The sequence below is a fragment of the Enterobacter mori genome, from assembly GCF_025244905.1.
In the GTDB taxonomy this organism is placed as follows: domain Bacteria; phylum Pseudomonadota; class Gammaproteobacteria; order Enterobacterales; family Enterobacteriaceae; genus Enterobacter; species Enterobacter mori_A.
Genome location: NZ_CP104285.1, coordinates 2,613,654 through 2,635,356 on the forward strand (window position 1 = coordinate 2,613,654; position 21,703 = coordinate 2,635,356).

At 53.8% G+C, this 21,703-nt stretch carries 19 protein-coding genes and 5 pseudogenes; 8 read left to right on the plus strand and 16 right to left on the minus strand.

All coding sequences use genetic code 11. The annotated features are described in order from the left end of the window. Nucleotides 1-15: 15 nt before the first annotated feature. Both N2K86_RS12345 and chaB read right to left on the minus strand, forming a co-directional pair. Nucleotides 16-711, minus strand: coding sequence for a gamma-glutamylcyclotransferase (locus N2K86_RS12345; protein WP_260658791.1), 696 nt, complete (start codon nt 709-711; stop codon nt 16-18). A 177-nt stretch (nt 712-888) separates the two neighbouring features. Further along, nucleotides 889-1,119, minus strand: coding sequence for a putative cation transport regulator ChaB (gene chaB / locus N2K86_RS12350; RefSeq protein WP_032680829.1), 231 nt, complete (start codon nt 1,117-1,119; stop codon nt 889-891). A 270-nt stretch (nt 1,120-1,389) separates the two neighbouring features. Here chaB and chaA point away from each other — a divergent pair, with 270 nt between their 5' ends. After that, complete coding sequence (gene chaA, locus N2K86_RS12355; protein WP_010432924.1) at nt 1,390-2,490, plus strand: sodium-potassium/proton antiporter ChaA; 1,101 nt, start codon at nt 1,390-1,392, stop codon at nt 2,488-2,490. A gap of 115 nt (nt 2,491-2,605) precedes the next feature. On the opposite strand, the gene kdsA is transcribed toward chaA, so the two are convergent. From kdsA to hemA, 6 genes and pseudogenes are all read right to left on the minus strand, one after another. Further along, nucleotides 2,606-3,460, minus strand: coding sequence for a 3-deoxy-8-phosphooctulonate synthase (gene kdsA / locus N2K86_RS12360; RefSeq protein ID WP_029741601.1), 855 nt, complete (start codon nt 3,458-3,460; stop codon nt 2,606-2,608). A gap of 36 nt (nt 3,461-3,496) precedes the next feature. Next, nucleotides 3,497-4,306, minus strand: a complete 810-nt coding sequence (sirB1, locus tag N2K86_RS12365; RefSeq protein WP_089599489.1) for an invasion regulator SirB1 — start codon at nt 4,304-4,306, stop codon at nt 3,497-3,499. 14 nt (nt 4,307-4,320) lie between these two features. Further along, nucleotides 4,321-4,464: pseudogene (locus tag N2K86_RS12370) on the minus strand (siroheme synthase); the annotation flags it as partial. Further along, nucleotides 4,440-5,270 (minus strand): peptide chain release factor N(5)-glutamine methyltransferase, encoded by an 831-nt coding sequence (gene prmC, locus N2K86_RS12375; protein ID WP_260658792.1) that lies wholly within the window; start codon nt 5,268-5,270, stop codon nt 4,440-4,442. The gene prmC and the pseudogene N2K86_RS12370, both read right to left, overlap by 25 nt. Continuing rightward, nucleotides 5,270-6,352, minus strand: a complete 1,083-nt coding sequence (gene prfA / locus N2K86_RS12380; protein WP_100166092.1) for a peptide chain release factor 1 — start codon at nt 6,350-6,352, stop codon at nt 5,270-5,272. Before prfA ends, prmC begins: the two co-directional genes overlap by 1 nt. A 41-nt stretch (nt 6,353-6,393) precedes the next feature. Beyond that, nucleotides 6,394-7,650, minus strand: a complete 1,257-nt coding sequence (hemA, locus tag N2K86_RS12385) for a glutamyl-tRNA reductase (protein ID WP_010432912.1) — start codon at nt 7,648-7,650, stop codon at nt 6,394-6,396. A 201-nt stretch (nt 7,651-7,851) separates the two neighbouring features. On the opposite strand from hemA, the gene lolB reads away from it, so the two are divergent. The 4 genes from lolB (at nt 7,852) to dauA (ending at nt 12,206) form a co-directional block, all read left to right on the plus strand. Next, the gene (gene lolB / locus N2K86_RS12390) at nt 7,852-8,463 is read left to right on the plus strand and encodes a lipoprotein insertase outer membrane protein LolB (protein WP_010432909.1); all 612 of its coding nucleotides are present in this window, start codon (nt 7,852-7,854) and stop codon (nt 8,461-8,463) included. After that, on the plus strand, nt 8,460-9,329 hold the full coding sequence (gene ispE, locus N2K86_RS12395; protein ID WP_260658793.1) for a 4-(cytidine 5'-diphospho)-2-C-methyl-D-erythritol kinase: 870 nt from the start codon (nt 8,460-8,462) through the stop codon (nt 9,327-9,329). The genes lolB and ispE overlap by 4 nt, the downstream gene beginning before the upstream one ends. Nucleotides 9,330-9,454: 125 nt before the next feature. Further along, nucleotides 9,455-10,402, plus strand: coding sequence for a ribose-phosphate diphosphokinase (gene prs / locus N2K86_RS12400; protein ID WP_003856663.1), 948 nt, complete (start codon nt 9,455-9,457; stop codon nt 10,400-10,402). Nucleotides 10,403-10,526: 124 nt separating this feature from the next. Beyond that, on the plus strand, nt 10,527-12,206 hold the full coding sequence (gene dauA / locus N2K86_RS12405) for a C4-dicarboxylic acid transporter DauA (protein WP_260658794.1): 1,680 nt from the start codon (nt 10,527-10,529) through the stop codon (nt 12,204-12,206). On the opposite strand, the gene N2K86_RS12410 is transcribed toward dauA, so the two are convergent. Together N2K86_RS12410 and ychH are read right to left on the minus strand one after the other, a co-directional pair. After that, nucleotides 12,192-13,250: a MerR family transcriptional regulator gene (locus tag N2K86_RS12410; RefSeq protein WP_260658795.1), complete on the minus strand. Its 1,059-nt coding sequence runs from the start codon at nt 13,248-13,250 to the stop codon at nt 12,192-12,194. The two genes, dauA and N2K86_RS12410, sit on opposite strands and share 15 nt — an antisense overlap. Before the next feature lie 119 nt (nt 13,251-13,369). After that, nucleotides 13,370-13,645, minus strand: coding sequence for a stress-induced protein YchH (gene ychH, locus N2K86_RS12415; RefSeq protein WP_028013466.1), 276 nt, complete (start codon nt 13,643-13,645; stop codon nt 13,370-13,372). 274 nt (nt 13,646-13,919) lie between these two features. On the opposite strand from ychH, the gene pth reads away from it, so the two are divergent. Both pth and ychF read left to right on the plus strand, forming a co-directional pair. After that, nucleotides 13,920-14,504, plus strand: coding sequence for an aminoacyl-tRNA hydrolase (gene pth, locus N2K86_RS12420; protein ID WP_260658796.1), 585 nt, complete (start codon nt 13,920-13,922; stop codon nt 14,502-14,504). A gap of 126 nt (nt 14,505-14,630) precedes the next feature. Then, on the plus strand, nt 14,631-15,725 hold the full coding sequence (gene ychF / locus N2K86_RS12425; protein ID WP_010432886.1) for a redox-regulated ATPase YchF: 1,095 nt from the start codon (nt 14,631-14,633) through the stop codon (nt 15,723-15,725). Between the two features lie 57 nt (nt 15,726-15,782). On the opposite strand, the gene N2K86_RS12430 is transcribed toward ychF, so the two are convergent. The 4 genes and pseudogenes from N2K86_RS12430 to N2K86_RS12450 all read right to left on the minus strand — a co-directional run. Then, the gene (locus N2K86_RS12430; RefSeq protein WP_260658797.1) at nt 15,783-16,256 is read right to left on the minus strand and encodes a hypothetical protein; all 474 of its coding nucleotides are present in this window, start codon (nt 16,254-16,256) and stop codon (nt 15,783-15,785) included. After that, a pseudogene (locus N2K86_RS22660) lies at nt 16,253-17,597 on the minus strand (RHS repeat domain-containing protein); the annotation flags it as partial. The gene N2K86_RS12430 and the pseudogene N2K86_RS22660, both read right to left, overlap by 4 nt. Nucleotides 17,598-18,254: 657 nt before the next feature. Beyond that, entirely contained in the window at nt 18,255-18,731 is a 477-nt protein-coding gene (locus tag N2K86_RS12445; RefSeq protein ID WP_260658798.1) for a hypothetical protein, read from the minus strand. After that, nucleotides 18,728-19,870 (minus strand): annotated as a pseudogene (locus tag N2K86_RS12450) (RHS repeat domain-containing protein); the annotation flags it as partial. The pseudogene N2K86_RS12450 and the gene N2K86_RS12445, both read right to left, overlap by 4 nt. Before the next feature lie 4 nt (nt 19,871-19,874). On the opposite strand from N2K86_RS12450, the pseudogene N2K86_RS12455 reads away from it, so the two are divergent. Continuing rightward, nucleotides 19,875-20,267: pseudogene (locus N2K86_RS12455) on the plus strand (DUF933 domain-containing protein); the annotation flags it as partial. A 60-nt stretch (nt 20,268-20,327) separates the two neighbouring features. Here N2K86_RS12455 and N2K86_RS12460 read toward each other — a convergent pair. Together N2K86_RS12460 and N2K86_RS12465 are read right to left on the minus strand one after the other, a co-directional pair. Next, nucleotides 20,328-20,753, minus strand: a complete 426-nt coding sequence (locus N2K86_RS12460) for a hypothetical protein (protein ID WP_260658799.1) — start codon at nt 20,751-20,753, stop codon at nt 20,328-20,330. 14 nt (nt 20,754-20,767) lie between these two features. Continuing rightward, nucleotides 20,768-21,622: pseudogene (locus tag N2K86_RS12465) on the minus strand (RHS repeat-associated core domain-containing protein); the annotation flags it as partial. Between the last annotated feature and the right edge of the window lie 81 nt (nt 21,623-21,703).

The following is a 21,703-nucleotide window of genomic DNA, read 5'->3' on the forward strand; positions in this document are numbered from 1 at the left end:
TAGCCGGGCGTTTTTTCAGGCAAACCCCGGACGTAGCGGGTTATTAAGCAGGTTCCCTTCCAGCAGCGCTTTCACCTTCAAGACCAGTTCATTCAAACATTCGTCCTGCATGCCCAGACGCGTCAGTTCCTCATCAAGGGAAAACAGATACTGCGCGTTGGTACCCAGCGGCCCGCTGGCCGCGGCAATCAAGGGCGCGATCACCTGCGTACGGGTATCCGCTTCATACAGCGGGTGGCGCGGATCCATAATAAACACCAGCGCATTGACGGTGCGTCCGTCATCCAGTTCCAGCTTGCACCAGCCAGGCATATAGCAGCCGGTGATCATCTCGCGCTTCCAGAGCAGCGTCAGCTCTTCTTCCAGAGTGGCATCCGGCAGGCGGTAAGCGACACCCGTGGTGCGTCCGCCCTCTTTCAATGCAAGCATGCGCCCCGGCTGGCACGCGCTGCCGCGTCCGGCGGTCAGGCGCAGACAAAATGCGCGATGCCAGCCAGGCAGCGTTCCCGTTGCCGATTCGACAAATTCCAGAGCCGGGTTCCACATCAGCGAACCGTAGCCAAAAATCCATACCGGGCCATCATCCGGGCGGCAGGCAAGCGTGGCAGCGAGTGACGCAGCCCGTTGTTCAGCTGACCAGAGAAGCGATTCCTCAATAGCACCAAATGCCGTCTTACAATCTGCCTTCATTAAGAAATCACGCGTTAACACATTACACCTCCGCCACTGCATGCTTCCTTGCGACCTCTGTAATTCGCCTTCCCGGCATTATGTGCTGGTCATTTTGCCAGCAGTGAATTAACGATAAGCAATTCACGGGCCAGTTGCAATACAGCGGAAGTTGAACCGCCTGAAAAGTCAAAATGAAGGCAGCTTATTATTTTGCGGCTATTTCTTTTTGTGCCATTTATCATCGTCGCCTTTCTCGTACTCATGTTTTACGGCGGCCCAGGCGACCTTGTGCGCCGTCTCTTCACGGCTGGCATCATCCCTGCGGTCCTCTTTATCTTTGTATTGATCCCAGGCGCTGTTAAAGGCTTCTTTGTAGATATCCTGCGCGTGGGCAGGGAGGACGTGCTGCACGCTATCGGGTAACTCGCGTTTCGTTTTGTATGGCATCGAAAACCTCTCTTTTTGCTAAAGAGATAAGTGTGGTTGAGGATGCCGCCGCCTGCCAGCTTGATTCCATTTATGCTTAATCAATAAACCTAATTAACTGTAATACAGTACTATTTTATTGATAATTACTCTTTATGAGAGTGATAATAAATATTAACCTGAAACCGTAAAATTAAGTAAAACTTCAGCGGTATTTAACAGATATCTGTTAGTTTAATGCCCTCAAAAATCTATCTATAATTACAAGCACCTGCATTGATGGAGAAGCACATGACAACAACACACGAGGCGGTCAAGACCCGCCACAAGGAGACGTCGCTCATTTTCCCGGTTCTGGCACTGGCTGTGCTGCTCTTCTGGGGAAGCAGTCAGTCACTGCCAGTGGTGGTTGGTATCAATATTCTTGCCCTGGTCGGTATCTTAACCAGCGCATTTAGCGTCGTTCGCCATGCGGACGTATTGGCCCACCGTCTGGGCGAACCCTATGGATCGTTAATTCTTAGCCTTTCCGTTGTTATTCTCGAAGTCAGCCTGATTTCCGCACTCATGGCAACCGGCGATGCCGCGCCGACGCTGATGCGCGACACGCTTTACTCGATCATTATGATCGTGACGGGCGGCCTGGTGGGCTTCTCTCTCCTGCTGGGCGGGCGTAAATTCGCGACCCAGTATATGAACCTGTTCGGCATTAAACAGTATCTGATTGCCCTCTTCCCGCTGGCTATTATCGTGCTGGTGTTTCCGATGGCGCTGCCGGGTGCAAATTTCTCTACCGGTCAGGCGCTGCTGGTCGCACTCATTTCCGCCGCTATGTACGGCGTGTTCCTGTTGATTCAGACCAAAACGCACCAGAGCCTGTTCGTGTACGAGCACGAGGATGACGGCGACGATGATGACCCACACCACGGTAAGCCGTCAGCTCACAGCAGCGCGTGGCATACCGTTTGGCTGATCGTGCATCTGATTGCGGTGATTGCCGTCACCAAGATGAACGCCAACCCGCTGGAGACGCTGTTAACCGAGCTGAACGCACCGGTGGCGTTTACCGGCTTCCTGGTGGCGCTGCTGATCCTGTCGCCTGAAGGGTTGGGCGCGCTGAAAGCGGTGTTGAATAATCAGGTGCAGCGCGCAATGAACCTGTTCTTCGGTTCCGTACTGGCGACGATTTCACTCACCGTTCCGGTGGTGACGCTGATTGCCTTTATGACGGGCAACGAGTTGCAGTTTGCGCTGGGTGCGCCGGAGATGATTGTGATGGTGGCCTCGTTGCTGCTGTGCCAGATTTCGTTCTCCACCGGACGCACCAACGTGCTGAACGGCGCGGCGCATATGGCGTTGTTTATCGCCTATTTGATGACGATTTTTGCGTAACCTTTTTGCCCGGCGGCGCTTCGCCTGCAGGGCCTACGGGTTTTGTAGGCCGTGTAAGCGCAGCGCCACCCGGCAATATGCCCCATAAAAAAACCCGCCGAAGCGGGTTTTTTTATTAGTTGCTGGTATCCAGCTCGTCGAAGCTCTTCACCAGATCGTCAATCGCTTTAATCTGTTTCAGGAACGGCTCCAGCTTATCCAGCGGCAGTGCGGAAGGACCATCGCACTTCGCGTTAGCCGGATCCGGGTGCGCTTCAATGAACAGGCCTGCCAGACCGGTCGCCATACCGGCGCGTGCCAGCTCGGTAACCTGGGCACGACGGCCACCAGAAGCTGCGCCAAACGGGTCGCGGCACTGCAGAGCGTGCGTCACGTCGAAAATCACCGGAGATTGACCGGAAACGTTCTTCATCACGCTAAAGCCCAGCATATCCACAACCAGGTTGTCGTAACCGAAGTTTGCGCCACGGTCACACAGGATCACCTTGTCGTTGCCACCTTCGATGAACTTATCGACGATGTTTCCCATCTGCCCAGGGCTCACGAACTGTGGTTTCTTCACGTTGATGACAGCACCGGTTTTCGCCATTGCCGCAACCAGGTCAGTCTGACGCGCCAGGAATGCCGGAAGCTGAATCACGTCTACCACGTCAGCCACAGGCTGCGCCTGAGAGGCTTCATGCACGTCGGTGATCACTTTCACGCCAAAGGTCTGCTTCAGCTCCTGGAAAATCTTCATCCCCTCTTCCAGGCCCGGGCCACGGTAAGAGTTGATGGAGGAGCGGTTGGCTTTATCAAAAGAGGCCTTAAACACGTACGGGATGCCCAGCTTCTGGGTCACGGTCACGTAGTGCTCGCAGATACGCATGGCGAGATCGCGGGATTCCAGCACGTTCATGCCGCCAAACAGCACGAACGGCAGGTCGTTTGCTACCTTGATATCACCAATGCTAACCACTTTTTGTTTCATAGGATCGCCTTATTCAGGTGTGAATCGGAATTAAGATTAATGCAGTGTAATTTGTTTGTGCGAGATCGCGTTGATCTGCGCACGAATCATTTCGCTAATCGGGTCTTCCGGACATTGCTCGACGAAATAATTCAAATCACTTAGCGCCACATGCTCGCAATCGAGCTGCGCATAAATCAGGCCGCGGTCGCGAATTTCGTACGGATCTTCCGGGTTGAACTGCAACAGCACTTCACTGGCGCGCAACGCCAGTTCCATCTGACGCTCTTCCATTAACGCGGACTTCAGCGTATCCAGCAGCTTGCGGATCACTTCTGCGTTATCCGCCTCGTCGAGATCTTCATTGAAGAGTTCGGCCACCGGGCTAATATTGCCTTTCAGCCACACGTCCAGCGTGTGTTCATCCAGCGTGTCACCGTTGAAGGGATTAATGAGCCACATCTCGCCGTCCAGCCACTCCGCACGCAGTATCATCTGCGTCGGGAAAATGACCGGCACCAGCGGAATATCCAGACGATGGGCAACCCACAGCAAAATGGATCCCAGGGCGACGGCGCTGCCCTGGCGATTCTTCAAGACCTGGTCCAGCCATAATGCATCTGACAGGCGATACACGCCACGCGTGTCGCAGAAACCCCATTCGCCGTAGAAAAGCTCAAGCAGCTTCTCTAATTGCCAGTCCTGCGGACGCGCCTGACTGATCTCCTCCCGCGCCAGGCTGACCAGATTCTCCAGCTCCGCGTGGACGTACTGCGACGTAAAATCATCGCGGATCATTTCAGAAATCAGGATCATGCCTTCACACAGCGGCACTTTGTTAAATTCGAAATCGGCTAAGGACCTCATGACTTACCCCAGTAACGACTGCGCGTACAATGACGTCCAGACGCGATAAAACTCAAAACGATGTAGATGATAACGCCAAACCACTTTTCAGTCAGCCATGCGCCTTTATCAGTTAATGGCAGATAGCGGTGATTCATACCCACTGTCCCAGCGTCAGACGTTCATTGCCGCCGTAATCGCGGCAGGTTGCCACTGCGCGATAACCCGCATTGGTGAACAGCGCGCGCACCGCGTTCCCTTGCGTCCAGCCATGTTCCACCAGCAGCCAGCCACCGGGAAGCAAATGTTGTCGTGACGTTGTCACAATGTGATCAAGATCGGCTAAGCCTTCATTGGCCGCGACCAGTGCAGTCAGTGGTTCGAAACGAACATCGCCCTGCGCAAGGTGCGGATCATGTTCGTCGATGTAAGGCGGGTTGCTGACAATCAGCGCAAATAAGCGATTCTCCAGCGCGGAAAACCAGCTACTTTGCAGTACCGTCACGTTGCCGAGCCCAAGACGTTCCACGTTACGCTGCGCCAGCATCACCGCGTCCGGCATCACATCCACCGCCGTTACCGTGCAATCGGGCCGCTCAGTGGCAAGCGCCAGCGCAATAGCGCCCGTGCCAGTGCCGAGATCGAGAATGCTACAGGCTGCTGTGGGTAAACGCGCCAGCGCTTGCTCCACCAGACACTCGGTGTCAGGACGTGGGATCAGCGTTGCCGCCGAGACGTACAGCGGTAACGACCAGAACTCACGTTCGCCGACAAGGTGCGCCACCGGTTCGCCCGTTTTACGGCGGGCAAGCAGCGCGGCGAGCTGCGCTTCCTGCTCAGCCGTCAGCAGCGTCTCACCAAAAGCCAGCAGGTACGTGCGGGCTTTGCCCGTCACATGCGCAAGCAAAATTTCGGCATCGCGTTTCGGACTTTCGCTTTCTGAAAGCTCACCGACCGCCACACGTAACCAGCGCTGAAAATCCATTATTCCTGCTCGGACAGTGCCGCCAGCTGGTCGGCCTGGTATTCCTGCACGATAGGCTCAATCAGCATATCGAGCTTGCCTTCCATTGCTTCATCCAGACGGTACAGCGTCAGGTTGATGCGGTGGTCGGTCACGCGGCCCTGCGGGAAGTTATAGGTACGGTTACGATCGCTGCGATCGCCGCTGCCCAGCAGGTTACGACGCGTAGACGCCTCCGCCTGCTGACGTTTCGCCACTTCGGCGGCGCGGATACGTGCACCCAGCACAGACAACGCTTTGGCTTTGTTTTTGTGCTGGGAACGTTCGTCCTGACACTCCACCACAATACCGGTTGGCAAGTGGGTAATACGGATCGCGGAGTCGGTGGTGTTAACGTGCTGACCGCCCGCCCCGGAGGAGCGGAACGTATCAATACGCAGGTCAGCCGGATTGATGTCCGGCAGTTCTGCTTCCGGCAGTTCCGGCATCACCGCAACCGTACAGGCTGAGGTGTGAATACGTCCCTGAGATTCTGTCGCAGGCACGCGCTGCACGCGGTGGCCGCCGGATTCAAACTTAAGACGACCGTACACGCCGTCACCGCTGATCTTGGCGATAACTTCTTTAAAGCCACCATGTTCGCCTTCGTTGGCACTCATGATCTCTACGCGCCAGCGACGCGCTTCGGCATAGCGGCTGTACATACGGAACAAGTCACCAGCAAACAGCGCGGCTTCATCACCGCCGGTACCGGCGCGCACTTCCACAAACGCGTTACGCTCATCGTCCGGATCTTTCGGCAGAAGAAGCACCTGGAGCTGTTGTTCCATCTCTTCAGAACGCGCTTTTGCGTCCTGCAGCTCTTCCTGCGCCATCTCGCGCATCTCAGGATCGTCGAGCATCATCTGCGCGGTTTCAATATCTTCCTGAACCTGTCGCCAGTCGGTAAAGCATTTAGACACATCACTCAACTGCGCGTATTCACGCGACAGTGCGCGAAAACGTTCCTGGTCTGCGATGGTCCCGGCATCGCCGAGCAGCGCCTGTACTTCCTCATGGCGCTCATGCAGAGCTTCCAGTTTAGCGACGATAGAAGGCTTCATAGGCGTAAGTGCACCTTGTAATAGAAAATGGGTGTAGGGCGCTATTCCAGCCCGAGGCTGTTGCGCAGAATAGTCAGGCGTTCATCATCCCCGTCACGGGCAGCCTGCTGAAGAGATTTGGTTGGTGCATGGATCAGGCGGTTGGTCAGTTTCCAGGCCAGATCCTGCATGATTGCATTGGCGTCACCGCCCTGTTCCAGGGCCGCTAACGCTTTGGCTGTCAGGTCATCACGCACCTGCTCAGCCTGTCCGCGGTATTCACGGATGGTCTCACTGACGCTTTGCGCGCGCAGCCAGGCCATAAACTCGCTGGTTTCCTGCTCAACAATGGTTTCCGCCTGCACCGCTGCCGCTTTACGCTGGGCAAGGTTGTGCGAAATGATGCTTTGCAGGTCATCCACGCTGTAGAGATAGGCGTTCGCCAGTTTGCCCACTTCGGGTTCAACATCACGCGGGACGGCAATATCTACCAGCAGCATCGGCTGATTACGGCGGGATTTCAGCGCACGCTCCACCATCCCTTTACCGATAATCGGCAGCGGGCTGGCGGTAGAGCTGATAATGATGTCCGCCTCTTTCAGGCGTTCATCGATGTCGCTCAGCGCAACGACTTCTGCGCCCACTTCGTCCGCCAGCACCTGCGCTCGCTCGCGGGTACGGTTGGCGATAATCATCTTTTTCACTTTATGCTCGCGCAGATGGCGCGCCACAAGTTCGATGGTTTCGCCCGCGCCCACCAGCAGCACGGTGACGGTCGACAGGGATTCAAAGATTTGACGAGCGAGAGTACAGGCCGCGAAAGCAACAGAAACCGCACTGGCACCAATGTCGGTTTCGGTTCGCACTCGCTTTGCCACAGAGAACGACTTCTGGAACATACGCTCCAGCTCACTGGCCTTCAGATGCCCTTTTTGTGAATCTGCAAAGGCTTTTTTCACCTGACCCAGGATCTGCGGCTCGCCCAGTACCAGCGAATCCAGCCCGCTGGCCACGCGCATGAGATGGCTGACCGCATCGTTGTCCTGATGCCAGTACAGACTATTGCGCAGTTCTTCTTCGTTAAGGTTGTGGTAGTCGCATAACCAGCGGATCAGCGCCTCGTGCAGGTTATCCTGCTCTTCCACGCTGAGGTACAGTTCAGTACGGTTGCACGTCGAGAGAACCACGCCACCCTGCACCATCGGTTGTGCAAGCAGGCTGTCCAGCGCCAGGTCGAGCGTATCCGGCGAAAACGTCACGCGTTCTCGCAGTGAAACCGGGGCTGTTTTGTGGTTGATGCCGAGTGCTAATAGGGTCATGTTGAGCGGGAGTAGTACCAGCGTTAATAAGGTTAGCAGAACGCATCATACAGGATGCGCGAGATCAATAAAAGGGACTGCCCCCTTTCGGAGTAATAGGTTACACAACGCTTTGAGATAATTTGAACGTAGACGGTAGCACTGTGGGACGCTAGCATTAACAGTTATAACTGCAACGTATCTCAAGGATTTGTCCTCATTATGACCCGACTGATTCGCCTGCTGCCGCTGGCGGCACTGGTTCTGACCGCGTGTACTGTCACCCAACCAAAAGGCCCGGGCAAAAGCCCTGATTCACCGCAGTGGCGTCAGCACCAGCAGGACGTCCGTAACCTGAGCCAGTACCAGACCCGCGGCGCTTTCGCTTATCTCTCTGACGAACAAAAGGTTTATGCCCGCTTCTTCTGGCAGCAAACGGGCCAGGACAACTATCGCCTGCTGCTGCTGAACCCGCTGGGCAGCACCGAACTGGAGCTTATCGCCAAACCGGGCGAAGCGCAGATCACCGATAACAAAGGCCAGCACTATACCGCGACCGATGCCGAAGAGATGATTGGCAAACTGACCGGGATGCCTATCCCGCTCAACAGCCTGCGCCAGTGGATCCTCGGCCTGCCGGGTGAGGCAACAGACTACCAGCTTGACGATCAATACCGTCTCAGCCAGGTGAACTACACTCAGAATGGCAAGACCTGGAAAGTGGTGTACAGCGCCTATGACAGCAAGAGTAAACCGTCGTTGCCGTCGAATATGGAGCTGACGCAAGGTAGCCAGCGCATCAAGCTGAAAATGGACAACTGGATCGTTAAATGATGACCCACTGGCCCTCTCCGGCAAAACTGAACCTGTTTTTATATATCACCGGCCAGCGTGCTGACGGTTATCACACCCTGCAGACGCTGTTTCAGTTTATTGACTATGGCGACACGATCGCCATTGAGCTGCGCCAGGATGGACAGATTTGTCTGCTGACGCCCGTTGAAGGCGTGGCGCATGAGGACAACCTGATCGTGCGCGCCGCGCGTATGCTGATGAAAGCCGCAGCGGAATCGGCCCGTCTGCCCGCTGGAAGCGGTGCAGATATCCGTATCGAGAAGCGTCTGCCGATGGGCGGCGGACTGGGCGGTGGTTCATCTAACGCCGCGACCATACTGGTTGCGCTGAATCATCTCTGGGGCTGCGGGCTGTCAAAGGACGAACTGGCAGCCTTAGGCTTGACGCTGGGGGCTGATGTCCCGGTGTTTGTTCGCGGTCATGCGGCTTTTGCCGAGGGCGTTGGCGAGCTCCTCACGCCGGTCGACCCGCCGGAAAAATGGTATCTGGTTGCCCACCCTGGCGTGAGCATACCAACGCCGGTCATCTTTAAAGATCCTGACCTGAAAAGAAATACCCCGGAACGGTCAATAGAAACGTTATTAAATTGTGAATTCAGCAACGATTGCGAGGATATCGCAAGAAAACGTTTTCGCGAGGTTGATGCGGTGCTTTCCTGGCTGTTAGAATACGCGCCGTCGCGCCTTACGGGTACAGGGGCCTGTGTCTTTGCTGAATTTGACACCGAATCCGCCGCTCGTCAGGTGCTTGAGCAAGCGCCGGTTTGGCTGCATGGTTTTGTAGCACGCGGGATGAACACCTCCCCCCTACAGCAGACCATACTGGCGCAGACTGAGTTTCGGTGACAACGTCACCCTGTTCCAGACGTTGCATCGCGCTCTTTAATACACCGCCTGGATAGCATTTGCCTGGCCCGCACAGTTTGCGGCGAACGCTATCCACCACTGGACGCATGCCTGAGGTTCTTCTCGTGCCTGATATGAAGCTTTTTGCTGGTAACGCCACCCCGGAACTAGCACAACGTATTGCCAACCGCCTGTACACTTCCCTCGGCGACGCCGCCGTAGGTCGCTTTAGCGACGGCGAAGTCAGCGTACAAATTAACGAAAATGTACGCGGTGGTGATATTTTCATCATCCAGTCCACCTGTGCTCCAACAAATGACAACCTGATGGAACTGGTTGTTATGGTCGACGCCCTGCGTCGCGCTTCAGCAGGCCGTATCACTGCTGTAATCCCCTACTTTGGTTATGCCCGCCAGGACCGTCGCGTCCGCTCCGCGCGCGTGCCAATCACTGCCAAAGTTGTCGCTGACTTCCTGTCCAGCGTTGGCGTTGACCGTGTACTGACCGTTGACCTGCACGCTGAGCAGATCCAGGGCTTCTTCGACGTTCCGGTTGATAACGTTTTCGGCAGCCCAATCCTGCTGGAAGACATGCTGCAGCTGAACCTGGACAACCCAATCGTGGTTTCTCCGGACATCGGCGGCGTGGTGCGTGCCCGTGCTATCGCCAAGCTGCTGAACGATACCGACATGGCGATCATCGACAAACGCCGCCCGCGCGCTAACGTTTCTCAGGTGATGCACATCATCGGTGACGTTGCGGGCCGCGACTGCGTACTGGTTGACGACATGATCGATACCGGCGGTACGCTGTGTAAAGCCGCTGAAGCGCTGAAAGAGCGTGGTGCCAAACGCGTGTTCGCTTACGCGACCCACCCGATCTTCTCCGGTAACGCGGTAAACAACCTGCGCAACTCCGTCATTGACGAAGTGGTGGTATGCGATACCATCCCACTGAGCGACGAGATCAAGGCACTGCCAAACGTGCGTACGTTGACCCTGTCCGGGATGCTGGCCGAAGCGATTCGTCGTATCAGCAACGAAGAATCCATCTCTGCAATGTTCGAACACTGATCGAACACGGCCGAAAAACCCGCTGCGGCGGGTTTTTTTGTTTATAGTGTTTATTTGTATGACTTATGCCTCCTTCACCTGCCATTCATATGACAGATGATGCGCACACGGATGATAGATAATTGTGAAAAACGTAACCTCCTCACATGTTCTGCCCTTTCGCGCCCTCATCGACGCCTGCTGGAAAGAGAAGTACACCTCGTCACGCTTTGTACGTGACCTGATTGCCGGGATCACCGTCGGCATTATCGCTATCCCGCTGGCGATGGCGCTGGCGATTGGCAGCGGCGTCGCGCCGCAGTACGGGCTGTACACCTCGGCCGTTGCCGGGATAGTCATTGCCCTGACGGGCGGCTCGCGCTTCAGCGTCTCCGGCCCGACCGCCGCCTTTGTGGTGATCCTCTACCCGGTTTCGCAGCAGTTTGGCCTGGCAGGCCTGCTGGTCGCCACCCTGATGTCCGGCGTCTTTTTGATTCTGTTTGGTCTGGCCCGCTTTGGGCGGCTGATCGAGTACATCCCCCTTTCCGTGACGCTGGGGTTCACTTCAGGGATTGGTATCACTATCGGAACCATGCAGATCAAGGATTTCCTCGGCCTGCAGATGGCTCATATTCCTGAGCACTATTTACAGAAAGTGGGTGCGTTGTTTATGGCGCTGCCGACCGCCAACCTGGGCGACGCCGCCATTGGGATTGTGACGCTGGGCACGCTGATTGTCTGGCCTCGTCTGGGGATCCGTCTGCCGGGCCATCTTCCCGCGCTGCTGCTGGGCTGCGCTGTGATGGCTATCGTCAATATGTTCGGTGGTCATGTCGCGACCATCGGTTCACAGTTCCACTATGTTCTGGCGGACGGTTCACAAGGTAGCGGCATTCCGCAGCTGTTACCGCAGCTAGTGCTGCCGTGGGACATGCCCGGCTCCAGCTTTACCCTAAGCTGGGATTCCCTGCGTGCACTGCTTCCCGCCGCGTTCTCGATGGCGATGCTGGGGGCGATTGAGTCCCTGCTCTGCGCGGTGGTGCTGGACGGTATGACCGGCACCAAACACAAAGCCAACAGCGAGCTGGTCGGTCAGGGATTAGGCAACCTCGTCGCGCCGTTCTTCGGCGGTATTACCGCAACGGCAGCCATCGCCCGTTCTGCGGCAAACGTGCGCGCGGGGGCGACCTCACCCGTTTCGGCGGTGATCCACTCCGTGCTGGTGATCCTCGCCCTGCTCATTCTTGCTCCGTGGCTCTCCTGGCTTCCGCTCTCTGCAATGGCGGCGCTGCTGCTGATGGTGGCCTGGAACATGAGTGAGGCGCACAAGGTGGTGAACCTTCTGCGTCGCGCGCCGAAGGACGACATCATCGTGATGCTGATCTGTATGTCGCTGACCGTGCTGTTCGATATGGTTATCGCCATCAGCGTCGGGATCGTACTGGCGTCCCTGCTGTTTATGCGCCGTATTGCGCAAATGACGCGCCTTTCCCCGGTTAACGTCGAGGTGCCTGACGATGTGCTGGTGCTGCGCGTGATTGGCCCGCTGTTCTTCGCTGCGGCGGAAGGTCTGTTTAGCGATCTGGAGTCCCGCCTCGCGGGCAAACGGATTGTGGTACTGAAGTGGGATGCCGTCCCGGTACTGGATGCAGGCGGCCTGGATGCCTTCCAGCGCTTTGTGGCACGCCTGCCGGAAGGCTGTGAGCTGCGGGTGAGTAACCTGGAATTCCAGCCGCTGCGCACCATGGCGCGGGCGGGCGTGCAGCCGATCCCTGGCCGACTCTCCTTCTACCCTAACCGTGAAGCCGCGCTAGCGGATCTGTGAGTCACCAGATGCAGAGAAACGTCTCTGCATCATCACCCCGATAGCCTGCTGGAGCCACCCAAGTACGGCAGGCGTCATCCATGTTCCCTTCATCAGATGCGGCTCCTGCTGCATGGCCACACGAAACTTTTGCTGGGTCTCCGGGTTCGTACCCGCGTACGACTGGAACAACGCCAGCCAGTTTTCGGCAAGCTTTTGCGCCTCTTCAGAGGTGGGGTCGAGATTTTCCCGCTGCGCCTGGTGCACTTTTGCCACCAGCGGCGGCCACTCCATCATGCGGTCAAAGTAGTGTTTCCGGGTAAAAGCCATCTCTTCGGCAGAGAGATATTTCCCCCAGATAATAAGTTTCGATTCGGCAAACGCCCGCGTAATGTAATCGGTCATCTCCGGCGTAATGCCGGTCTGCACCTGCATCTGCGGTTCAACGCTGTGCATTTCGTTCAGCCGGGTGAGAAATTCCGGCTTGCCTGCCGTGTCCTGCTCCAGACGTTCCATCCAGCGCGTCGCCAGGTCCATCGCCCGCGCGTCCGTAACGGGTATATGTTGCTCCAGAAGCGTTTTGGCCTCTGCAACCAGCCCTGACCATATAGCCGCCAGCGCATCCTTCTTCACCGCAAACGGCAACTGCTGTAACTCTTCTTTGCTAAACCAGCGATCGTACATATTCATTAACTCCAGAGTCTGTAGCCAGGATTCCAGATCCGGCGTCGCATCGTCGATAAGCCCGGTCCGCAGCTCCACCAGCCGGTCGCGCAGCGTATGTATGCTGCGCAGCTGTTTATCCAGCAGCGTGATTTGCGCATCGAGTAACTCGGTTAACGACAGCGACGCCTGTTCCAGAAAATCCCTGATTTCAGCAAGTTCCAGCCCCGCTTTTGCCAGCGCCTGGATCATGTGCAGACGCTGGACATCCGCCAGGTTGTAAAGCCGGTAACCTGCCGCGCTTCTGGCAGAAGGCAGCAACAAACCTGTTTGCTCATAGTGGTGCAATGTCCGCACGGTGATCCCGGCACGTTTCGCCAGCTTACCCACCTGAATCAACATAACTGCTCCTTTTCTTTGCCAGTGACGCCACTCTGGAGCCTTACGTTACGTGAGGGTCAACCTTTGATGCAAAAAAAACGACCCCATGGGAGTCGTTTCGGTATTCATTCGTCCTGGCACTAGCTGTGCTTATGCTGGTCTCGACGGCAGCGTTTATCGTAATGGCGCACCCACCAGTATTTATCACAGACTTCCTCATGTCCGCTCACACGTGCCCCGGCGAGCCACAATACCGCACCAAGGAAGATGCTCAGTACCGCGCCATGCGCGAAGTATTGCGGGAGATCAAGCTGCGGCAGCTGGTTTAAAATGGAATAACCCACGCCGACGACCATCACGAACAGTCCCAACCCCATTAGCACGTTACCGAGCATCGAAGCGTTTTTGCGTTTCATATGTCACCTCCGGAACTTTGGGTTGTCAGGGGAAAACCCCCTAATCCTTGTGTGTAAAGTATAGACAACGCCCCTTTTTTGAGTTGCGTCAATGATCACAATTACAGATAACTCCCAAACAAAAGTTTACAAATAAGACATTGAACAGCTTGAAATTCTAATTGTTCAAACCAGAAATTATTCGTATTTCGCTGCGAAGATCGCAGAATTTTGTCAAGCGGCGCGCCAGACAGTAAACTACGCGCCAGATCTGGAACCCATTAGGAATTGAATCGTGACGATTAAACTGATTGTCGGCCTCGCCAACCCGGGCGCAGAATATGCGGTCACCCGCCACAACGCCGGGGCATGGTACGTCGATCTGCTGGCCGAGCGGTTACGTGCTCCCCTGCGTGAAGAACCTAAATTCTTCGGGTATACCTCACGTATCAACCTTGCTGGCGCGGATGTTCGCTTACTGGTGCCCACCACCTTTATGAACCTGAGCGGTAAAGCCGTGGCGGCAATGGCGACGTTTTATCGCATCAATCCGGATGAAATTCTGGTGGCTCACGATGAGCTGGATCTCCCACCCGGCGTGGCAAAATTCAAACTGGGCGGCGGGCACGGTGGCCACAACGGTCTTAAAGACATCATCAGCAAGCTGGGCAATAACCCGAATTTTCACCGTTTGCGCGTCGGAATCGGCCATCCGGGCGATAAAAACAAAGTTGTCGGTTTCGTACTCGGTAAGCCCCCGGTTTCTGAGCAGAAACTGATTGACGAAGCGGTGGACGAAGCGGCGCGCTGCACTGAAATCTGGCTGAAAGACGGGTTAACCAAAGCGACAAATCGCTTACACGCTTTCAAAGCGCAATAATCCGCCCGATCAGGCTTTTTTACCGCGCGTCATGCGGGTTACGTGTATAATAGGCGTAGTTATTTACTTTTCATCAATCGGTTATCGTTAACGGATTGATTATCAAGAGATTAAGGTGATTTAGAAATGGGATTCAAATGCGGTATCGTCGGTCTGCCAAACGTGGGCAAATCCACCCTGTTTAACGCGCTTACCAAAGCGGGTATCGAAGCGGCGAACTTCCCGTTCTGTACCATCGAACCTAACACCGGCGTTGTGCCAATGCCGGATCCGCGTCTGGACCAGCTCGCGGAAATCGTGAAGCCGCAGCGCATTCTGCCAACCACCATGGAGTTCGTCGACATCGCGGGCCTGGTAAAAGGCGCATCCAAAGGTGAAGGCTTGGGTAACCAGTTCCTGACCAACATTCGTGAAACCGAAGCGATCGGCCACGTTGTGCGCTGCTTCGAGAACGACAATATCATCCACGTGAACAACAAAGTGGATCCGGCTGACGATATCGACGTCATCAACACCGAGCTGGCGCTCTCTGACCTCGACACCTGCGAACGCGCGATTCACCGCGTGCAGAAGAAAGCCAAAGGCGGCGACAAGGACGCGAAAGCGGAACTGGCTGCGCTGGAAAAATGTCTGCCACAGCTGGAAAACGCGGGCATGCTGCGCGCGCTGAAAAACCTGACTGAAGAAGACAAAGCGGCGATCAAATACCTGAGCTTCCTGACCCTGAAGCCAACCATGTACATTGCCAACGTTAACGAAGACGGTTTCGAAAACAACCCGTACCTGGACAAAGTGCGTGAAATCGCAGCGGCTGAAGGTTCTGTGGTTGTGGCTGTGTGCGCTGCCGTTGAATCCGACATCGCTGAGCTGGACGACGCCGACCGTGAAGAGTTCATGGCCGAGCTGGGTCTGGAAGAGCCGGGCCTGAACCGCGTGATCCGCGCGGGCTATGAGCTGCTGAACCTGCAGACCTACTTCACCGCTGGCGTGAAAGAAGTGCGCGCGTGGACGATCCCTGTCGGTGCTACTGCGCCTCAGGCTGCTGGTAAAATCCACACTGACTTCGAGAAAGGCTTTATTCGTGCGCAGACTATCGCGTTTGAAGACTTCATCACCTACAAGGGTGAGCAAGGCGCGAAAGAAGCAGGCAAGATGCGTGCGGAAGGGAAAGATTACATCGTTAAAGATGGCGATGTGATGAACTTCTTGTTTAACGTTTGATTTGTTTTTAATGAAGAAAATCCACGCTTTGGCGTGGATTTTTTTGCGCGTAATCTATCAATAGATAACTAATTTGCCCGCTGGCCAAGTACCTGACCATCCACAGGGCATATGCCCAGCTTCATAAACATTAATTAATCCGTCAAAAAAGAATGGCTTTTGTAGTAAAGAACTATACGCATCTTCAAGCAAGTAATTCACAAGGTCCCATTTTAAGTTCTCAGTCATTGAGCCTTTCTCAGACTCCGGGAAGGTTATTTTCGGAATAATATCATACTCCACAACTTTCTTAGCTTCTTTGACCAAAGAGTTCCAGCATTGATATTTGTTAGTGTGTTTTTTTGCGAGATAACCCGTTATTTCATTACCAGCCTCTAGGGTGGCACTTTCCCATTCATCGCTATTCAAGCCTTTTATAAATAAGCTAAGGGACTGAGCCTGGATAACCCCGGGGAGTGTCGTCGCCACACCAAGGTTAACAAACCAATTAATTTTATTTAACCTGTCCATTGCTAACTGGGATATTTTCATGTTTTAACCTGATTTATTCTTCCTGGGATCCTAGGTACGTTCATGCCACCAAGCGCACCATGCTGTATTCGATTTTGAATACTATACCTGACAGCTTCTTTCACCTGATTTGCTGGTAATCCTGCAGCCTCCAGTGAATGCTTCAACGCCTGAGTATATTGGAGATTGGAAGGCATTTCTCGGTATGAAGCTCCGCCTTTCCTGAATTGATTCCAAAACTGTTCTAAAGATTTATGCGCTTCATAGTGCGGAGTTCCTGGTTGAGTAAATGCATTACCTTCTAATTTGATCGCTGCTCCACTATTAGTAGGAATAATGTCACGGAATGCAGCATCCTGGTTTAAATGATGTGATTGTCCAGGGCGTAAGTCATTTTTTAAACTACCATGAGGCCCTAAAATCGGACCATCTTCAGTAGACTTGCATTTCAACCCCCACGGATCCACCCACCCCAGCGCATTTGGCGCATACTGGTAAAGGTTTATCCCCCCCGCCAGCCCTATCGGGTCCTGCTGCGTAAACCGTCCGCAGTCCGGGTCGAAATACCGGAACAGATTGTAGTGCAGCCCTGTCTCACGGTCCAGGTATTGCCCCAGGCGCTGTTCACTCCTTCCCAGCGCACCTGCCCTTCGATATCCGTCATCCGCTCCGGCGTGCCGTTCGGCTGGCAGTGGAACCAGAAAATCTCCGGCGTTTCCACGCCGTCAATACGCGCCAGTGGGTCATAGCTATCCTGGTCGCTGTAAACGTAGGTGAGCGGCACGTCTCCGTGCAGCTCCTGCAGCAGGCGGAACCCTTCCCAGATAAACCGGGTGGTAACCGGCTTGCCGGTTGGCTGATCGCCCAGCATCTGCTGGCGCGTTTTGCTGATGCGTCGCCCGAGCGGATCGTAGCGGAAGCTGACCTGCGTTTGCGGCCTGTTACGGTCCCGCGGCTGGCTGATAACCTCCGTCAGGCGATGTTCGCCGTCATAGCTGTAGTGCCAACGAGTCTGACGGTTATCTTTCTCCACGGTGCGGCCATGAATGTCATAACGCCAGCGAATACTGTTCAGCTGCGTCAGGCGGTTGGGCGTGATCTTCTCAGCAGATCCGTCGAGCGGGTTCACATCCCAGCGCCACTGCTCCTGACCGGGCAGCGTGCCGACCTGAACCAGCAGGCGCCCGGCGCTGTCGTACTGCCAGCGGCGGGTCCAGCGGCGTGGCGACGGGCGCTGGGCGCTGGGCGTTACTGGTGAAGACATCCCGGCGATGCAGGCGCCTAAGACAGTCGTACTCGCTGCGGGTGGTCAGCAGTCATGGGTCGGCAGTTCTCACGGTGGAGTTCGTCGCAGGCATACTGATAGTCTGTCGAGAGCATGGTGAACAAGGCAGGAAGCTGGAAAATGCGTGCCAGAGGGAATGATTACATAGTTAAAGATGGCGAAATGCTGAACTTCTTGTTTAACGTTTGGTTTGTTTTGAAGGGAATAATTTACTGCTCTTACGCCGTCTTACGCAGATAGAACTCAAGCTATTTTTTAGGTCTATCCTGTAAAGCATGCTCTTTGCCGTAGTTATAAGTATCGTTAAAATATTTATCCGCTTCCTCGAATTGATTGAACTCATAACAGACCATGCCGAGATCGATTAAGGATGCCATGTCTATACCCGATCCACGTGTCCGCAATGTTGTCTCTCCCCATTTATTTGCCTCAGCATATCCGCGAGATCAAAATATACACTTTACATGCAGACAGAGAACCGGTTGGCGAGCTCCCATTCGAGCTTTGGCTCAGGGAGAGCTTGCCAGGTTTTTTGGTATTTATTGCTCTAAAGACTCGGCGTATTTTTTATCATCGTGAAACTTCAACAAAGGAGATACTTTCAGATTGAATTTTATGGTTTCAAAGCCCTTTTATGGAACAATGTTTCTTGATTGGAAATTCTGGCATTTTTCATCCGCAACCCTTGTTCGGGTCTGCTGCGTTACCCTAAGATCCTCCATATATACTAAATTTTAATCTTTCCAATCTATGTATATACCGCAATCAAAAGATCTTTCATTTGATTGCACTGTTAGCTCACCCCATTCAAAATTCCATTTAACTCCATAAGGGGGGGTGCTTATCTTTACCATTTTCTTTTTCGTGATTTTATTTTGAATCCATTCTGTCAAACGCCTTTCTTCATCTTTAAGGTTTTTTAACGATGCTCTAAGCTCCCAATCTTTAAGTGTTTGATAGAAATCCCCATCTTTACTTGTAAGAAAAAGAGATGAATTAAATGAAAAAACAGCTGGTCTAAACTCCACAATAAAGTTCTGACCTTCCCATTCAATATCATCTTTCGCAAAATAAAACTTACCTATCTTGGTGAATTCAGAATGGGTTTTGTAAAATTCAGAAGAAGTAAAATTTTCAAAAGAACTAAGTTCAACAGTGTAGCCATCAATTTTAACACTTCCATCTTTAAAATTTAATGTCATTTTTTTCATATATCTATCACCTTACCAGGAATTAATTTACCACGTGCTTCTTCAGGTATATAAAATTGCATCCCTCCACCTTTCCCGTATAGCGGATTCGCATTAGCACGACCATTAGCAACAAATATATCCTCAGAAACATAATATGCCCTAACTTTTGTTCGCAAAGGGAAATCTGGATTAAGTTTCACCTGTAACGCCTCATGATATCCTAATGAATCACCTTTATATTGCCTAACTGTAGGATGAGTTACGGTATATGCGGGTAACTGATCACCATTTGGATGCAATGCATAAAGGATTGTTCCTTTTTTAAGCGTTCTGTTCGAGTAACTGTCGATTCCTTTATAGTCTTTATTATTAGGGCCTTGCCATTGGGTCGCTTCTTTTGACGGATCCTTACATTTACGGCTCAACCCCCACGGATCCACCCACCCCAGCGCATTCGGCGCATACTGGTAAAGGTTTATCCCCCCCACCAGCCCTATCGGGTCCTGCTGCGTAAACCGCCCGCAGTCCGGGTCGTAATACCGGAACAGATTGTAGTGCAGCCCTGTCTCACGGTCCAGGTATTGCCCCTGCATCCGCAGGTTCTGGGAATATCCTGATAGCTGCGTCTCGCTTTCCCGCAGCAGCTTGCCCCAGGCGCTGTTTACCCCTTCCCAGCGCACCAGCCCTTCGCTATCCGTCATTCGCTCCGGCGTGCCGTTGGGCTGGCAGTGGAACCAGAAGATCTCCGGCGCTTCCACGCCATCAATACGCGCCAGCGGGTCGTAGCTGTCCTGATCGCTATAAACGTAGGTGAGCGGTACATCCCCGTGCACCTCCTGCAGCAGACGGAACCCTTCCCAGACAAACCGGGTGGTGACCGGCTTGCCGGCTGGCTGTCCACCCAGCATCTGGCGTCGCGTTTTGCTGATGCGTCGCCCGAGCGGATCGTAGCTGAAGCTGACCTGCGTTTGCGGCCTGTTGCGGTCCCGAGGCTGGCTGATAACCTCCGTCAGGCGATGTTCACCGTCGTAGCGGTAGTGCCACCGGGTCTGACCGTTATCCTTCTCCACGGTGCGGCCGTGGACGTCATAGCGCCAGCGAATGCCGTTCAGCTGCGTCAGGCGGTTATGCGTGACCTTCTCAGCAGAACATTCAAGCGCTGGAGGTTCGGTAGTGGTAGCGTTTTGGAACGCGGTTGAATCCGATATCGCTGAAATGAACGACGCCGATCGTGAAGATATCATGGCCGAGCCGGGTCTGAAACGCGTGATCCGCGCGGGCTATGAGCTGCTGAATCTGCAAACCTACTTCACCGCTGGTGTAAAAGAAGTGCGTGCGTGGACCATCCCTGTGGGTGCGACCGCGCCTCAGGCGGCCGGTAAGATCCACACTGACTTCGAGAAAGGCTTCATCCGTGTACAGACTATCGCGTTTGAAGACTTTATCACCTACAAGGGTGAGCAAGGCGTGAAAGAAGCAGGCAAGATGCGTGCGGAAGGGAAAGATTACATCGTTAAAGATGGCGACGTGATGAACTTCTTGTTTAACGTTTGATTTGTTTTTAATGGGAAAAATCCACGCTTTGGCGTGGATTTTTTTTATAGAGTAACGAACTTATCCCCTTTTGCGCAGATAGAACTCTAGATATTTTTTAGGTCTATCCTGAAACGCACGCTCTTTGCCGTAGTTATAAGCATCGTTAAAATATTTATACGCTTCCTCGAATTGATTCAACTCATAACAGACCATGCCGAGATCGATTAAGGGTGCAGTGTCTATATCCGATCCACTTGTCCGTAATGTCGTATCTCCCCATTTCTTTGCCTCAGCGTAATCCGCGAGATCAAAATATGCGCTGTACATGCAGGCAGAGATCCAGTTGGCGAGCTCCCATTCGAGCTTTGGCTCAGGAAGAGCTTGCCAGGCTTTTTGGTATTGCTCTAAAGCCTCGACGTATTTTTTATCATCGTGAAACTCGTTTCCTTTTTCAACAAAGGAGTTAATTTCAGATTCAATTTTTGGGTCTTCAAGGTCTTTCATGGAACAATGCTCCTTCATTGGAAATATTGTGATTTTTCCTGTGGGCCAATAAAATCGGCGGAATCTTTATATCTATCAGGTAGCAGAGCTCCCTGAGATCGATTGTGGCCATAATATTCAAGCTCATAATTTCTGGAATCTCTCATAAATGCTCTGACCTCACGAGATTTAGGCCCATAATAACCACCTTTCTGGTTCCAGTATTTAACTGCATCGGTTAAATGAGCCATATCCGCATCCTGAATACGGTACCATTTACCATCAGTTGAACTCTTAAATTGCATCCTATCGCCCGTACCACGAATTCGTCCTTCTCCTCGCATTCGTGCGATTACTTCACGTCCAGTTTTACTGTTTTTTCCCGGGGTTCTTCCCATAAATTTTTTACGGCAACTCAACCCCAGCGGATCGATCCAACCCAGCGCATTCGGCGCATACTGGTAAAGGTTTATCCCCCCCGTCAGCCCTATCGGGTCCTGCTGCGTAAACCTTCCGCAGTCCGGGTCGTAATACCGGAACAGATTGTAGTGCAGCCCTGTCTCACGGTCCAGGTATTGCCCCTGCATACGCAGGTTCTGGGAATATCCTGATAGCTGCGTCTCGCTTTCCCGCAGCAGCTTGCCCCAGGCGCTGTTTACCCCTTCCCAGCGCACCTGCCCTTCGCTATCTGTCATCAGCTCCGGCGTGCCGTTCGGCTGGCAGTGGAACCAGAAGATCTCCGGCGCTTCCACGCCATCAATACGCGCCAGCGGGTCGTAGCTGTCCTGATCGCTATAAACGTAGGTGAGCGGCACATCCCCGTGCACCTCCTGCAGCAGACGGAACCCTTCCCAGACAAACCGGGTGGTGACCGGCTTGCCGGCTGGCTGTTCGTTATCCTTCTCCACGATGATGACCGTGGATGTCATAATGCCAGCGGCGGGACCAGCGGTGCGGCAAAGGAAATTGCC

What these genes read in the sequence shown, in the direction of transcription:
- kdsA (WP_029741601.1), bottom strand. Translation starts at nt 3,460, where the DNA reads ATGAAACAAAAAGTGGTTAGCATTGGTGATATCAAGGTAGCAAACGAC.
- N2K86_RS12460 (WP_260658799.1), bottom strand. Translation starts at nt 20,753, where the DNA reads ATGAAAGACCTTGAAGACCCAAAAATTGAATCTGAAATTAACTCCTTT.
- prfA (WP_100166092.1), bottom strand. Translation starts at nt 6,352, where the DNA reads ATGAAGCCTTCTATCGTCGCTAAACTGGAAGCTCTGCATGAGCGCCAT.
- N2K86_RS12430 (WP_260658797.1), bottom strand. Translation starts at nt 16,256, where the DNA reads ATGAAAATATCCCAGTTAGCAATGGACAGGTTAAATAAAATTAATTGG.
- lolB (WP_010432909.1), top strand. Translation starts at nt 7,852, where the DNA reads ATGACCCGACTGATTCGCCTGCTGCCGCTGGCGGCACTGGTTCTGACC.
- ispE (WP_260658793.1), top strand. Translation starts at nt 8,460, where the DNA reads ATGATGACCCACTGGCCCTCTCCGGCAAAACTGAACCTGTTTTTATAT.
- ychF (WP_010432886.1), top strand. Translation starts at nt 14,631, where the DNA reads ATGGGATTCAAATGCGGTATCGTCGGTCTGCCAAACGTGGGCAAATCC.
- chaB (WP_032680829.1), bottom strand. Translation starts at nt 1,119, where the DNA reads ATGCCATACAAAACGAAACGCGAGTTACCCGATAGCGTGCAGCACGTC.
- sirB1 (WP_089599489.1), bottom strand. Translation starts at nt 4,306, where the DNA reads ATGAGGTCCTTAGCCGATTTCGAATTTAACAAAGTGCCGCTGTGTGAA.
- prmC (WP_260658792.1), bottom strand. Translation starts at nt 5,270, where the DNA reads ATGGATTTTCAGCGCTGGTTACGTGTGGCGGTCGGTGAGCTTTCAGAA.
- N2K86_RS12410 (WP_260658795.1), bottom strand. Translation starts at nt 13,250, where the DNA reads ATGTTGATTCAGGTGGGTAAGCTGGCGAAACGTGCCGGGATCACCGTG.
- chaA (WP_010432924.1), top strand. Translation starts at nt 1,390, where the DNA reads ATGACAACAACACACGAGGCGGTCAAGACCCGCCACAAGGAGACGTCG.
- N2K86_RS12445 (WP_260658798.1), bottom strand. Translation starts at nt 18,731, where the DNA reads ATGAAAAAAATGACATTAAATTTTAAAGATGGAAGTGTTAAAATTGAT.
- hemA (WP_010432912.1), bottom strand. Translation starts at nt 7,650, where the DNA reads ATGACCCTATTAGCACTCGGCATCAACCACAAAACAGCCCCGGTTTCA.
- ychH (WP_028013466.1), bottom strand. Translation starts at nt 13,645, where the DNA reads ATGAAACGCAAAAACGCTTCGATGCTCGGTAACGTGCTAATGGGGTTG.